This is a genomic window from Desulfovibrio piger (genome assembly GCF_900116045.1).
GTDB classification, from domain to species: Bacteria; Desulfobacterota; Desulfovibrionia; order Desulfovibrionales; family Desulfovibrionaceae; genus Desulfovibrio; species Desulfovibrio piger_A.
Window position 1 is genome coordinate 2,037,718 of record NZ_LT630450.1, and the last position, 13,530, is coordinate 2,051,247.

A 13,530-nucleotide genomic window follows, 5' to 3' on the forward strand; every position below is an offset into this window, starting at 1 on the left:
CCCGGAAGCGGTTTTTGGAGGGATGGGGAGCTTGCGGGGGAAGGGAGACCGTTTTACCGCGGGAAAAAGGGCTCCCGCCCCCGCCACAGGTCAAAACCAGTCCACGCCGTCGGGCACGGGCAGGACGGCCATGCGCTCCTGCAGCAGCAGGGCGTCGGCCAGCACCAGGGCGGTCATGGCCGTGAGCACGGGCACGATGCGCGGGATGGCCGCCAGGTCGTGACGGCCGCCGATGCGCACCGTGGCGGGCTGGTCGTGGACGTCGATGGTCCGCTGTTCCTGCGCGATGGAGGCGATGGGTTTGACCCCCACGCGCAGCACGATGTCCTGGCCGCTGGAGATGCCGCCCAGGATGCCGCCCGCATGGTTGCTGGCAAAGCGGCCGCCGGGCAGCATGGGATCATTGTTCTGCGAGCCGGTGAGGCGCGCGGCGGCAAAGCCTTCGCCCACCTCCACGGCCTTGACCGCGCCCACGCCCATGAGGGCGTAGGCCAGCCGGGCGTCCAGCTTGTCGAAGCAGGGCTCGCCCAGACCGGCGGGCACGTTGCGGGCCACCACCTGCACCACGCCGCCCAGGGTGTCCCCGGCGGCACGGGCCGTGGCGACGCGCTCTTCCCAGAGCGGGACCACGCTGTCGGCGGCGGCGAAGAAAGGACGGGACAGGGCCGCGTCCAGGTCGTACGCTGCGGGGGGCACGGCGATGCCGCCCAGCTCCACGGCCCCGGCCACGATCCGGATGCCGCGCGTGGCCAGCAGCTTTTTGGCGATGGCCCCGGCCGCCACGCGGGCCACGGTCTCGCGCCCGGAGGAGCGGCCGCCGCCGCGATAGTCGCGGATGCCGTGGAACTTCTTGAAGAAGCCCCAGTCCGCGTGCCCGGGACGGAAGACCTGGGCCAGGTTGCCGTAATCGCGGGAGCGCTGGTCCTCGTTGGCGATGTGGAAGGCGATGGGCGTGCCCGTGGTCAGGCCCTGGAACACGCCGGAAAGGATGCGGACGGTATCGGATTCCTTGCGTTTGGTGGCCGTGGCGCCCTGTCCGGGCTTGCGCAGGTCCAGCTCGCGCTGCAGGTCTTCCTCGCCCAGGGGCAGGCCCGCGGGGCAGCCGTCCAGCACGCCGCCCAGGCCGGGCCCGTGGGATTCGCCGTAAGAAGTGAGGCGCAGGATGCGCCCGAAGGAATTGCCCGCCATATCAGACCTCCGTACTGCGGGCCTTGACGCGGGGCAGGCCCAGGATGATGGCCAGGGTGCCGGCCACGGCCAGCAGCATGCAGTACCAGTTGTTGATGGTGATCTCCAGCGGCGAGATCCTGGACAGGGAACCGGCCAGCAGCAGCTGGGCGGCCCAGGGGATCAGGCCCTGGAAGACGCAGGAAAAGATGTCCAGCAGGCTGGCGCTGCGGCGCGGGTCGATGCCGTTCTTGAGGGCGATCTCGCGGGCCAGGCCGCCGGTGAGGATGATGGCCACGGTGTTGTTGGCCGTGCAGATGTCGGCCAGGCTGGCCAGCAGGGCGATGCAGGATTCCCCCACCCGTGAGGAGCCCTTGCGGCCGTCTTTCCCGGCCAGGCGCCGGGCCAGGCCGTCCACGCGGGCCAGCAGCCAGGCGATGCCGCCGTGGTAGCGGATGAGCTCGCCCAGGCCGCCGATGAGCATGGACAGGACCATGATCTCGTTCATGCCGGTGAAGCCCTTGTAGATGTCCTGCCCCCAGCGGAGCAGGCTGTAGGGCACGATCTGGCCTTCAGCGCCGGGGATGCCGCAGAACAGGCCCACCAGACCGCTGAGCAAAATGCCCGCGGCCAGGACGATGAAGGCGTTGAGCCCGGTCAGGGCCAGCACCAGCACGGCCATGTAGGGCAGGACGCGGACCAGCTCGAAGTCGTGCAGGGCCACTTCGGTGCCGCCCGAGGCCGAGAACCAGAGCAGGGCCACGGTGAGCAGGGCGGCGGGCAGGACGATGAGGAAGTTCATGCGGAACTTGTCGCCCATCTCGCAGCCCTGGGTGCGGGTGGCGGCGATGGTGGTGTCCGAGATCATGGACAGGTTGTCGCCGAACATGGCCCCGCCCAGCACCACGCCCATGAGCACGGGCACCTCGATGCTGGTCTGGGCGGCCACGCCCAGGGCGATGGGCGTGATGGCGGCCACGGTGCCCATGCTGGTGCCCATGGCCGTGGACACGAAGGCGCCGATGAGGAACAGGCCGGGCAGGATGAAGGCCGGGGGCACCAGCGAAAGGCCGAAATTCACCGTGGCGTCGACACTGCCGATGGCCGTGGCCGTGGCGGCGAAACCGCCCGCCAGCAGGTAGATCATGCACATGGTGATGATGTTGATCTCGCCCACGCCGGTGAGGAAGATGGTGATCTTCTTGGCCAGACGGGCCCGGCCCTGCATCAGGGCCAGGGCGATGGCGGGCAGGATGGCCACGGTGGCGGAGAGCTGGTAGAAGGCCATGTCCACGCCGGTCAGGCTCAGGCTGACGCCCGTGCCGATGAAGATGAGCAAAAAGAGCAGCAGGGGCAGGATGGCGGCAAAGGAAGCCGGCGCTTCCGGCTGTTCCTGCGGGGCCGTGTGGGTTTGCGGGTTCATGATGCCTCGGCACGCGGAAAGGTGGATGGGATGGCGGCAGGCCCGCGGGCCCCGCCTGCCTTGGGGGTCGGTGGCTGTGCCGCGCGCCGGGCGCGGCGGCGGATGTCACGGTATCCGTAATCGCTCAATATACGTGATCCGTACAGGGCTTGCAAGTTGCAGGCCGGACAGGGCACGGCCTGCCCCGGCGCGCGGTGCGGCGGGGCGTGCATGCTCCCCGGCCGTCACGGCAGCTGCCGCGGGATGGGCCGCCCCGGGAGGGCGGGACACCGGGCGGCGGATACAAAAAAGGCCGGGGAAGCCCCGGCCTTCGATCTCGGATCAGTCGTGCGGACTAGACCTTGGCGGCGGTGCGCAGGTCGGCCACGGCGTCGGTCTTTTCCCAGGTGAACTCGGGCAGCTCGCGGCCGAAGTGGCCGTAGCAGGAGGTCTTGGAGTAGATGGGACGCTTGAGGTCCAGACGCTTGGTGATGAAGTAGGGGCGCATGTCGAAGACTTCACGCACGGCCCTGGTCAGCACTTCGTCGGGGATGTCGCTGGTGCCCTGGGAGGAGACCAGCACGCTCACCGGATCGGCCACGCCGATGCAGTAGGCGATCTGGACTTCGCACACCGGGGCCAGACCGGCGGCCACCACGTTCTTGGCGATGTAGCGGCCCATGTAGGCGCCGGAACGGTCCACCTTGGAGGGGTCCTTGCCGGAGAAGGCGCCGCCGCCGTGATGGCCGCTGCCGCCGTAGGTGTCCTGGATGATCTTGCGGCCGGTGAGGCCGCAGTCGCCCATGGGGCCGCCCACCACGAAGCGGCCGGTGGTGTTGATGAAGATCTCGCAGTCCTTTTCATCAAAGTAGCCGGAGGGCTCCAGCACGGGACGGATCACGTGCTTCTTCACGGCTTCGATGATGTCGGCCTGGGAGGCGGAGGCGGCGTGCTGGGTGGAGACCACCACGTTGTTGATGCGCACGGGCTTGCCGTCCATGTATTCGAAGGAGACCTGGGTCTTGCCGTCGGGGCGGAAGAAGGGCACGGTGCCGTCCTTGCGCACCCTGGTCAGCTGCTGGGAGAGCTGGTGGGCCCAGAAGATGGGGGCGGGCATGAGGGTGGGGGTCTCGCTGCAGGCAAAGCCGAACATCATGCCCTGGTCACCGGCGCCCTGGTCTTCGGGAGCGGCACGCAGCACGCCCTGGGCGATGTCCGGGGACTGGTGGTCGATGGAGGAGATCACGGCGCAGGTGTCGGCGTCGAAGCCCATGTCGGAGCTGGTGTAGCCGATCTCGCGGATGGTCTCGCGCACCACGTGGGGCAGGTCGGCGTAGCCCGTGGTGCTGATCTCGCCGGCGATGACCGCCATGCCGGTGGTCACCAGGGTCTCGCAGGCCACATGGGCATCGGGGTCCTGGGCCAGCAGGGTGTCCAGGACGGCGTCGGAGATCTGGTCCGCCACCTTGTCGGGATGGCCTTCGGTCACGGACTCGGAGGTGAAGAAATATTTGCCCTTGGTTTGCATTGGTCTGTTCTCCATGGTTCAGTATGGCCCGCGGCCGTCTTGGGGCCGCAGGTCGCCTGCACCGCCCGTGGGGGCGGCAGGCATGAGGGAGCCGGGCCCAGGCAGCAGCGCCGGCCCCTGCCGAAAAAACATGCTGGCCTGTCCGCTAGTCCCTGAGCAGGATGTTGTCGATCAGGCGGGCCTTGCCCATGCGGATGGCACAGGCCATGAGGGCCGGGCCGTCCACGGTGTCCAGGGGCTCCATGGACACGGGGTCCACCACGCTGAGATAGTCCAGACGGCCCAGGGTCAGGTGGTCCGCCCAGGTGCAGAGGGCGGCCTCGCGCAGGATCTTGGCGTGGGTCTGCCCCTTCTGGGCCATGTCGCGGGCCAGCTGCAGGCCGCGGTGGATCCACGGGGCCTGGCGGCGTTCTTCCTCGGTGAGGTAGACATTGCGGGAGGAGAGGGCCAGGCCGTCTTCCTCGCGCACGATGGGACAGGTCTCGATACGCACCGGCACGTTGAGGTCGCGCACCATGCGGCGCAGGATGGCCTGCTGCTGCCAGTCCTTCTGGCCGAAGACGGCCACGTCGGCCTGGGTGAGCATGAACAGCTTCAGCACCACCGTGCACACACCGCGGAAATGGGTGGGACGGCTCAGGCCGCACATGATGCGGGAAAGGGCCGGGACCTCCACCCAGGTGGCGTGGTCTTCCGCGTACATGGACGCGGGCTCGGGGATGAAGATGGCGTCCGCGCCGTGGGCGGCGGCGATCCGCGTGTCGCGCTCGATGTCGCGCGGATAGGCCGCAAGGTCTTCATTGGGGCCGAACTGGGCGGGGTTCACGAAAAGGCTGACCACAAGACGCTTGGCAAGGCCGCGGCCCTGGTCCATGAGCGCCTCGTGACCGGCATGGTAATAGCCCATGGTGGGCACAAGGGCGATGTCCTCGCCGGCCGCGTGCCAGGAGCGGCACTGGGCCGCCAGATCTTGGGGAGTGGTGAATATCTGCATATCAAGGTATGGTGATATAGTTAGTGGGGATTCCCTTATACCTGCTGCGGCAGGCCTTGTAAAGCCGCAAAAGCCCCGCAGGCGGGCCGGGACGAAAAAACTTCTGTCCTGTCCGGCGTTTCCGGTTGCCTTGCCCGGGGGGAACAGGCATAACAGCATGCGGAGGTTCGTATGCCCAAACCTTTTTTCCAGGGGAAACTGGATACGTTTTGCGCCATCTATGCCGTGCTCAACGCCCTGCGCCTGACCCACGGCATCCAGACGCTCAAGGCGCGCGACATCCTCAACGAGACCCTGCTTTCCCTGGCCGGGAAGCCCGATGCCCTGCGGGCCGTGCTGGAGCAGGACACGGACTACATGCAGCTGGTGGACGACATGCTCCAGGCCCGCCGGCAGCGCTACCCGCTGCGCATCGAAAAGCCCTTTGCCGAGGGCGTGGCCGTTGCGCCCGAGGCCCTGTGGGAGGCCTGCCGGGCCTGGCTGGCCCCGGGCGAGGGACGTTGCATCCTGTTCCGCTTTTTGCGGCACCTGACGCCCGAGACGCCGCCCATGAACCGGCACTGGACCTGCGCCGACCGCATGGAGGGGGACCTGCTGCACCTTTTCGACTGCAGCCACGAAGACGAGGCCGTGACGCTGATCCCGCGCGGGAGCTTCGTGACCCGCAGTGCCGACGTGCAGCAGGGCAGGCTGCTGGTCATCCAGCCGCACAGCCTGCGCTTCCTGGCCCTGCCGTGGCGTGCCCACGCCTTCTGAGCCGCCGCGCCCCCTCCGCTCCCGGCCCCGGGGCACTGCCGTCCTCACGGCGGCGAGCCTCCTGCCGGGCCACCGCCTGTCCCGTTGCCTGCGCAATCCTGTCGCGCAATTTGTGATGACAAAAAAAACAGAGACGGATAGGCTGTCCCCATGACCGTCCATTCCTTTTCTTCCGCAGCCGGAGCGGCCGCGCCCCTGACGCGCGCCCGTGCGTCCGGCTCTTTGCCGGTGTGGTCCCTGAGCCTGGGCTGTCCCAAGAACCGTGTGGATACCGAGCATCTGCTGGGCTCGCTGGGCATGCCCGTGCGCAGCGTGGAACACATGGGCCGGGCACGCCTGGTCTTCATCAATACCTGCGGTTTCATCGAACCTGCCGTGCGCGAGTCCATCCGCTCCGTCCTCGATGCCGTGGAGCGCCTGGGCCGCTGCAAGCGCCGCCCCCTGCTGGCCGTGGCCGGCTGCATGGTGGGGCGCTACGGCGTCAGGGATCTGGCCGCCGACCTGCCCGAGGTGGACCTGTGGCTGCCCACCAGCGAGCTGGAGCACTGGCCCGGCATGGTGCGCGAGGCCCTGGGCCTGCCCGCCGCGCCCGCGGCGCCGGGCCGCCTGCTCTCCACGGGCCCGTCCTATGCCTGGCTCAAGGTGGGCGAGGGCTGCCGCCACAAGTGCGCCTTCTGCACCATCCCTTCCATCAGGGGCCCGCTGCGCTCGGTGCCCGCCGCCGACCTGCGCGAGGAGGCCCGCGGCCTGCTGGCCGGCGGGGTGCGCGAACTGGTCCTGGTGGCCCAGGACCTGACCTCGTGGGGCAGCGACTTCGACACGCCCCAGAGCCTGCCCCGACTGCTGGACGAGCTGCTGCCCCTGGACCGCCTGACCTGGCTGCGCCTGCTCTACCTCTACCCCAGCGGCGTCACGCCCGAACTGCTGCGCTACATGCGCGAGGCCGGGCCGCAGCTGCTGCCCTACTTCGACATCCCCCTGCAGCACGCCCATCCCGAGGTGCTGACCCGCATGGGCCGCCCCTTCGCCCATGATCCCCGCCGCGTGGTGGACCGCGTGCGCGAGGCCCTGCCCGGGGCCGCCCTGCGCACTACCTTCATCGTGGGCTATCCCGGCGAGACCGAGGAACATTTCCAGGCCCTGTGCCGTTTCGTGGAGGAGACACGCTTCCGCCATCTGGGGGTCTTCGCCTATCAGGCCGAGGAGGGCACGCCCGCGGCGGCCATGCCCGACCAGGTGCCCGTGGAAGTACGCGAGGAACGCCGCGCCGCGCTCATGGAGATACAGGCCGGCATCAGCGAGCAGCAGTTGCAGGAAGTGGTGGGCCGGACCATGCCGGTGCTGGTGGACGCGCCCCATGACGAATGGCCGGGCCTGCATGTGGGCCGCGTCTGGTTCCAGGCGCCCGAAGTGGACGGCATCACCTATGTGAGCGGCCCGGGTGTGGCCCCCGGTGCGCTGGTGCAGGGCGACATCGTGGAGAGCAGCACCTACGATCTGACAGCCCTGGCCTGATCCCTTTTTGAATGGTGTCCGGCAGGGGCGCTTCGGCGCCCCTGCCGATGACGGCCCCCGGTCTCCGGGCCGGGGAGGACGACGTGGGCGCCGTGCGCCACGCCCAACCCTTGCAGCATGCATCTGGAGCAGCGCATGACTACCCCTTCGCAGACGGAAACGGCCCGCCCCCTGGACGGCGCCACGGAAAATATCCTGGACGACGGACAACGCCCCGGCTGGTGGCGGCATTTTGCGGGGCACGAGGACACGGAATGCGTCATCCGGCCCATGCATCTGGCCTCGCTGCTGGACAGGGCCGCCCGGACGCACGGCGACCGTCTGGCCATCCGTTTCCAGAATTTCCAGATGACCTACCGCCGTCTGCACGAGGCGGCGGAGCGCTTTGCCGAGGCCCTGCGCCTGCGCGGCGTCAAGCCCGGCCAGCGGGTGGCCGTCATGCTGCCCAACATCCCGCAGACCGTCATCGCCTTCTGGGGCATCATGAAGGCCGGGGCCGTGGCGGTGATGACCAATCCGCTCTACATGGAAAAGGAGCTGCTGCACCATTTCAATGATGCCGGGGCCGAAGTGCTGGTGACCCTGGATCTGCTCTGGGCCAAGCTCGAGCCCCTGCGCAACCGCCTGCCCCTGCGCCTGGTCGTGGTCACGGGCATCGCCGACGGCCTGGCCTTCCCGCTCAACTGGCTGTACCGCCTCAAGGCCCGCCGTGAGGGCCAGGTGCCGCAGGTGCCCTACGGGCAGGACGTGCTGCGCTGGAAGGATTTCATCAAGGTCCGCGGCCGCTTCAGCGTGCCCACCGACGAGGACCCCGGTGACGCCCTGGCCCTGCTCCAGTACACGGGCGGCACCTCCGGCCAGCCCAAGGGCGCCATGCTGGGCCATGCCTGCCTCTCGGCCCAGATGCAGCAGCTGCTGGCCATCCTGCACATGGACTGGGAAAACTGCAAGCCCATGTCCTTCCTGAGCATCATGCCCTTCTTCCACGTCTTCGGCCTGGTGGGCAACATCATCCTGCCCACGGCCCTGGCGGCCACCACCATCCCGGTGCCGCGCTACACGCCCGCCGACCTGCTGCGGACCATCGCCCGCTTCCGCCCCACCTTCTTCGTGGGAGCGCCTTCGGTCTACATGTCGCTCATGCAGCAGAAGGACATCACGAAATACGACCTCACCTGCATCGAGATCTGCGTCTCCGGCTCGGCGCCGTTCCCCACCGAGGCCCTGCGCCGCTGGGTGAGCATGACCCATGCCAGCATCACCGAAGGTTTCGGTCTGACCGAAGCCTCGCCCTGCGTCACGGCCAATCCGCTGGACGGCCCGCAGAAGGAAGGCTCCATCGGCGTGGCCTTCCCCCATACCGAGATCCGCATCGTGGACATCAACGACAGCAGCCGCGTCCTGGGCCCCCATGAGGAAGGCGAGATGCTGGTGCGCGGCCCGCAGGTCATGCAGGGCTACTGGAACCGCCCCGAGGAGACGGCCGCCACCCTGGCCGACGGCTGGCTGCATACGGGCGACATCGCCTATTATGACGAAGAGGGCTATTACTACATCGTGGACCGCAAGAAGGACCTGGTCATCGTGGGGGGCTACAATGTCTACCCCCGCGAAGTGGACGAGGTCCTGTACGAACATCCCAAGGTGGCCGAGGCCGTGGCCGTGGGCGTCAAGCATCCCACCCGCGGCGAAGTGCTCAAGGCCTATGTGGTGCCCCGCCCCGGCGAGACCCTGACCACGGCCGAGCTGACGGCCCACTGCCGGACGCATCTGGCCAATTACAAGGTGCCCAAGTTCTTCGAGTTCCGCGAGGAACTGCCCAAGAGCCTCATCGGCAAGGTGCTGCGCCGTATCCTGCGTGACGAGGAAGCCGTGCGCGTGGCCCGGGGGCAGGGCGACGAGGACCGCCTGCTGCCCACGCCGGACCGGCCCGCCGCGGTGCCCACCCGTGCCCAGGCCCTGGGCCGGCAGGCGGGCGAGCTGCTGGAAGACGCCCGGGAAAAGATGGGCTCCCTGCGCGGCCAGGCCGGAGAGATGGTGGAGGAAGCCCGCCAGAAAGCCGGAGAGCTGCGCCGCCAGAGCGGTGCAGTGGTGGGCGGGGCCCGCCAGAAGGCCGGCGAACTGCTGGACGAGGCTCGCGGCAAGGCCGGGGAGATGATGGAGGAAGCGCGCCAGAAAGCCGGTGAACTGCGCCGCCAGAGCGGCGAGATGGTGGACAAGGCGCGCGACAGGGCGGGCGAACTGGGCCAGCAGGCGGGCGAGCTGCTGGAAGACGCCCGGGAAAAGATGGGTTCCCTGCGCGGCCAGGCCGAAGAGATGGTGGAGGAAGCCCGCCAGAAGGCCGGAGAGCTGCGCCGCCAGAGCGGTGCAGTGGTGGGCGGGGCCCGTCAGAAGGCCGGAGAGCTGCTGCATGAGGCCTGCGACAAAGCCGGTGAGCTGGGCCAGCAGGCCGGAGAACTGCTGGACAAGGCCCGCGGCAGGGGCGACGACGGGAAAAAGTAAAAAGCGATATGGCCGGGAGGCGGCCCGCCCTGCATCCCTGCGGGCGGATACGTCCGGTTCCCGGCTTTGGGAAAAGCGAACAGCCCTTCCTGCCGTGGCAGGAAGGGCTGTTCTGTCCGATGGGACGCGCCGGGGAAGGGGCCCTGGGGCTCCCCCCCAAAAAAAGAAGCGCTAGATCTGCACGGACTGGCCGGGCAGCAGATCGATGCAGGTGCAGCCGGGGGCCACGCGGGCCAGCTCGGCCTTGAAGGCTTCCGTGTCCTTGGCCAGCACCGGGAAGGTGCCCCAGTGCATGGGGATGACCTGCTTGCAGCCCAGCAGCTTGCAGGCCAGGGCCGCCTGGCGGGCGTCCATGGTGAAGACGCCGCCCATGGGCAGCAGGGCCACGTCGAGGGGGTAGAGGCGGCCCCACAGCTCCATGCCCGCGAAGATGCAGGTATCGCCCGCATGATAGATGTGCTTGCCGTCAGGCGTGCGGATGATGTAGCCGGCCGGGGAGCCCGACTCGCTGGAATGGTAGGCCTGGGTCATGGTGAACTCGAAGCCCGCATGGGCCACGGTGCCGCCCATGTTGAAGCCGATGCCGTTGAGCAGGCGGGACGGCGGCACGCCGAGGTCCACCAGTTTCTGGGCCGTGCCCACGATGGCGCCCAGCATGGCCTTGGTGTTCTGGCAGATGCTGACGGTATCGCCCACATGGTCGGCATGGTCATGGGTGACCAGCACCACATCCACCGGGCCGATGCTGCCGGCGGTGACACCGGAAGCGGGCGTCAGGAAGGGGTCCACGACGACGTGCGTGTCGCCACAGCTGATATTGAAGGCCGAGTGGCCGTACCAGAGGATCTGACTCATGGTTGTTCTCCTTGTTTGGGGGCCGCAGGGCGGCGGAAAGCCCGGAACGGGAGCAAAAGTATAGGGCCAGACTAGGAGATTGTCACGCGGAAAAAGCGGACCGCCGTGGCGCTGCCGCTTCCGGCAGGCGCCGCGCTGTCTCCGGCGGACGGCGGAAGGGAGGCGGGATGCGTCCCCCGGAGGCGCTGCGCGGGAGGTTCCTTTTTCGTTTTTCCTGACAGGCCGGGGCACGGGGCTCGGCCGCTGGTGTCGCCCCGGCGGACGGCCCGGGGCGGGACTTGACAGCGGCACGCCCTTTGCCTAGAAAGACACGTGTGCGCCCGTAGCTCAGTCGGATAGAGCGTTGGCCTCCGGAGCCAAAGGCCGTGAGTTCGAATCTCGCCGGGCGCGCCACAGATTTCAGGCCCTCACGAGAATGTCTCGCGGGGGCTTTTTTCGTGCCTGCGGGCCGGGCCTCACAGGCCGGAGCAGGGCTCCTCCGCAGGCAGCGTCACAGACCGGCAAAAAACGGGGCATCCGCTTGTGGATGCCCCGTTCCGTTTTCAGGCGGGCAGGTTGGCAGCCCCGGTGCGGGCACCGGTATGTGTGCCGCTAGCCCAGCTGGGTGTTGAACAGCACGTCGAGATCCTCGATGCGGAACTGCAGCGGTTCCCGGCCGTTGGGCAGCAGGAAGGAGGCGCTCGCGTTGATGCCGGAGGAGGCAAGGGGACCCAGGCCCTCATCGGCCTTCTGGAAGCAGAACTCGATGTTGACGCGGTACGAGCCGTCAGGGTGCCGGATGACCTCGATGGGCAGGCTGTTGGCGAGGGACCTGCCCTGGAGGGTGTTGATGCGGACGGTCTCGGCGGCGGTGGCCGGGTCGGACATGAGGAGCATCAGGATGTCGGCGCCGCTGGCCTGATGCAGCGGGCTGCAGACGCGTCCGGCTTCTTCGGCGGAGGGGAACATGGCGATGAGGGCGTCCAGCTCCTGTTCCAGCCGTTGCGGATACTGGCTGATGCCTCCGCCGCCGATCCTGTGGCCGTTGACGGTGATGCCGCTGCGGGCGAAGTCCTTGAGGAACTGGTCGGAGAAGAAGTTGCACTTGCGGATGAGCTCGGGCGAGGCTTCATCCAGCCTGGACAGGGCGGAAGCCCCGTTGCCCGGAGGGGTGGACCGGACGGTGGCGTTGAGGCCGTCCAGCACCTGCCGCCGGGCGGCGGCCATGTCGAAGGTCTGCCCCCCGGGCAGGGTCAGGCCCAGGCCCTGGGGCACGAAACGGCGCGCCTCGGCCATGCGCATCTGGCCGAGGCCGGGAGCGCGGATGAGGAGATCCTCGTAGTCCCTGTTTTCCGTGGCATGGACCAGGGTATTCAGGGCGTTCATGAGCAGGAGATTGTTGCGGGAACGCAGGTCAGCGTCGGCCTCCCCGGCAAGTTCCCGGCGCAGGGCATGCAGGGGGGAACCTCCGCCCAGGGCACGGCGGACCGCATAGTCGGCGGCATTGCGGGCAGCGATGCGCCCGGCCAGATCAGGCGGAAGGGGCTGGCCCTGCTTGTCGAGCTCCCGGACATGCTCCAGTTCGTCCTTGCTCAGGGGGGCCAGATTGCCGAGATCCAGCATCCTGCACGCTGCCTGAGCCGTCAGGATGCGGACCAGACCGGCTTCCGGCCCGCCCCCGATGCCGGGACGCAGACTGCCGTCAGCCTGTGTGAGGGCGGCGTGCATGGTCCGGGCGTAGGCATCGAAGTCCCTCTTCAGTCCGGCGGGGCTGGCATCGCCCCGCGTCAGGGTGCGCAGGAACTGGCCCGTATCCTGTAGGGTATCGCACATGGCCTGCGCCATGGCCGCGTTCACGGGCTGGGGGGCGTGCAGGATCGCATCCTGCAGGATGCGCTTGGCCTCCCGGGGCAGGGCCCGGGCGTGCTCCACCGTATCCAGGGCCGCCACGAAACTGTTGATGATGTTGTCGGCCACGGTGGCGGCTTCCGCCAGCGTGGGCTGGTGCATGTTGTTGCTGTCATTCAGGCAGCGGGCGCTGAGCTTGTCATGGATGGTCTGGACCAGGACATCGCGGGTGGCGGGACTGATGTCGCCAACAAGGCCCCTGGTCCGCATGGCGGCGCCCAGACGGGCCGTGAAGCCGTGGGGGCCCTCGCCGCCGACCTGCTCCGCCATGGCCGCGATGCCGGCCTTGGCTTCCTTCAGGGTCTGCATGCGGACGCTCTCGCCAAGGGCGTCCAGGCTTTCGGCCGCTGTCAGCGAATGGTCGGCGCGCCGGGCCCCGGCTTCCAGGTCGCGCAGGGCGGCGTCCCGGTAGCCCTGGAGCTGCTCCGCCGTGGCCGGGGGCAGGCCGAAGCGCTGCCGCCGCATGGCCATCTGCGTTTCCAGATCCGAGGGCGAGCCGTCGGCATGGGGGGCGCAGAGCTTCTGGAACTGGTCCCGGGCATTGATGAGCCGGGTCTCCAGACGGGCCTGGTCTTCCGTCGTCTTGATGCGGATGACGTCCTGCAGCACCCGGGCCGCGTCACGCCCGCTCAGGGGGCGCCCGGCAGCCAGCCTGCTTTCCAGGCTCTTCCGGGCGATGGCCGCGAAGCGGTCGCCCAGATCGTCGGTCTGCCGGATGGTATTGATGATCCCGGTCATGACGTCACGGTTGGCCTGGGCGGCCGTGTCGCTGTGGCGCGAGCGTATCCAGCTGGCGATGCGGCCTCCCAGCGAGGAGGTGGTGGGGACGGTATGTCCCCGGTGATCGATTCCCAGATGTTCCTTGCCGAAGGCACCCAGCCGTTGGGCGATGATGTTCAGGTCATTGATCTTCATGGCGAATCC

General features: G+C 68.5%; 9 protein-coding genes and 1 tRNA gene. 4 read left to right on the forward strand and 6 right to left on the reverse strand.

Features of this window, described 5'->3' with window-relative positions; translation table 11 throughout:
* Positions 1-90: 90 nt before the first annotated feature.
* The 4 genes from aroC to panC all read right to left on the reverse strand — a co-directional run bounded on the left by aroC (position 91) and on the right by panC (position 5,091).
* The gene (gene aroC / locus DESPIGER_RS09175; RefSeq protein ID WP_072335879.1) at positions 91-1,188 is read right to left on the reverse strand and encodes a chorismate synthase; all 1,098 of its coding nucleotides are present in this window, start codon (positions 1,186-1,188) and stop codon (positions 91-93) included.
* Position 1,189: 1 nt separating this feature from the next.
* Positions 1,190-2,590 carry a Na+/H+ antiporter NhaC family protein gene (locus DESPIGER_RS09180; protein WP_072335882.1) on the reverse strand — a complete coding sequence of 467 codons (1,401 nt, stop codon included), beginning with the start codon at positions 2,588-2,590 and terminating at the stop codon, positions 1,190-1,192.
* Between the two features lie 334 nt (positions 2,591-2,924).
* Positions 2,925-4,097, reverse strand: a complete 1,173-nt coding sequence (gene metK / locus DESPIGER_RS09185) for a methionine adenosyltransferase (RefSeq protein ID WP_072335884.1) — start codon at positions 4,095-4,097, stop codon at positions 2,925-2,927.
* A 145-nt stretch (positions 4,098-4,242) separates the two neighbouring features.
* Positions 4,243-5,091, reverse strand: a complete 849-nt coding sequence (panC, locus tag DESPIGER_RS09190) for a pantoate--beta-alanine ligase (RefSeq protein WP_072335887.1) — start codon at positions 5,089-5,091, stop codon at positions 4,243-4,245.
* Positions 5,092-5,262: 171 nt separating this feature from the next.
* Between panC and DESPIGER_RS09195 the strand changes: the two genes are divergently transcribed.
* From DESPIGER_RS09195 to DESPIGER_RS09205, 3 genes are all read left to right on the forward strand, one after another.
* Complete coding sequence (locus tag DESPIGER_RS09195) at positions 5,263-5,847, forward strand: hypothetical protein (protein ID WP_072335890.1); 585 nt, start codon at positions 5,263-5,265, stop codon at positions 5,845-5,847.
* A 150-nt stretch (positions 5,848-5,997) separates the two neighbouring features.
* On the forward strand, positions 5,998-7,362 hold the full coding sequence (rimO, locus tag DESPIGER_RS09200; RefSeq protein WP_269456889.1) for a 30S ribosomal protein S12 methylthiotransferase RimO: 1,365 nt from the start codon (positions 5,998-6,000) through the stop codon (positions 7,360-7,362).
* A gap of 135 nt (positions 7,363-7,497) precedes the next feature.
* Positions 7,498-9,864 (forward strand): long-chain-fatty-acid--CoA ligase, encoded by a 2,367-nt coding sequence (locus DESPIGER_RS09205; RefSeq protein WP_072335893.1) that lies wholly within the window; start codon positions 7,498-7,500, stop codon positions 9,862-9,864.
* A 171-nt stretch (positions 9,865-10,035) separates the two neighbouring features.
* Here DESPIGER_RS09205 and DESPIGER_RS09210 read toward each other — a convergent pair whose 3' ends face one another.
* Positions 10,036-10,719 carry a metal-dependent hydrolase gene (locus DESPIGER_RS09210; RefSeq protein WP_072335896.1) on the reverse strand — a complete coding sequence of 228 codons (684 nt, stop codon included), beginning with the start codon at positions 10,717-10,719 and terminating at the stop codon, positions 10,036-10,038.
* Between the two features lie 316 nt (positions 10,720-11,035).
* Here DESPIGER_RS09210 and DESPIGER_RS09215 point away from each other — a divergent pair.
* Positions 11,036-11,112: transfer RNA gene (locus DESPIGER_RS09215), tRNA-Arg, on the forward strand.
* 198 nt (positions 11,113-11,310) lie between these two features.
* On the opposite strand, the gene DESPIGER_RS09220 is transcribed toward DESPIGER_RS09215, so the two are convergent.
* On the reverse strand, positions 11,311-13,521 hold the full coding sequence (locus tag DESPIGER_RS09220; RefSeq protein WP_072335898.1) for a hypothetical protein: 2,211 nt from the start codon (positions 13,519-13,521) through the stop codon (positions 11,311-11,313).
* Positions 13,522-13,530 lie beyond the last annotated feature (9 nt).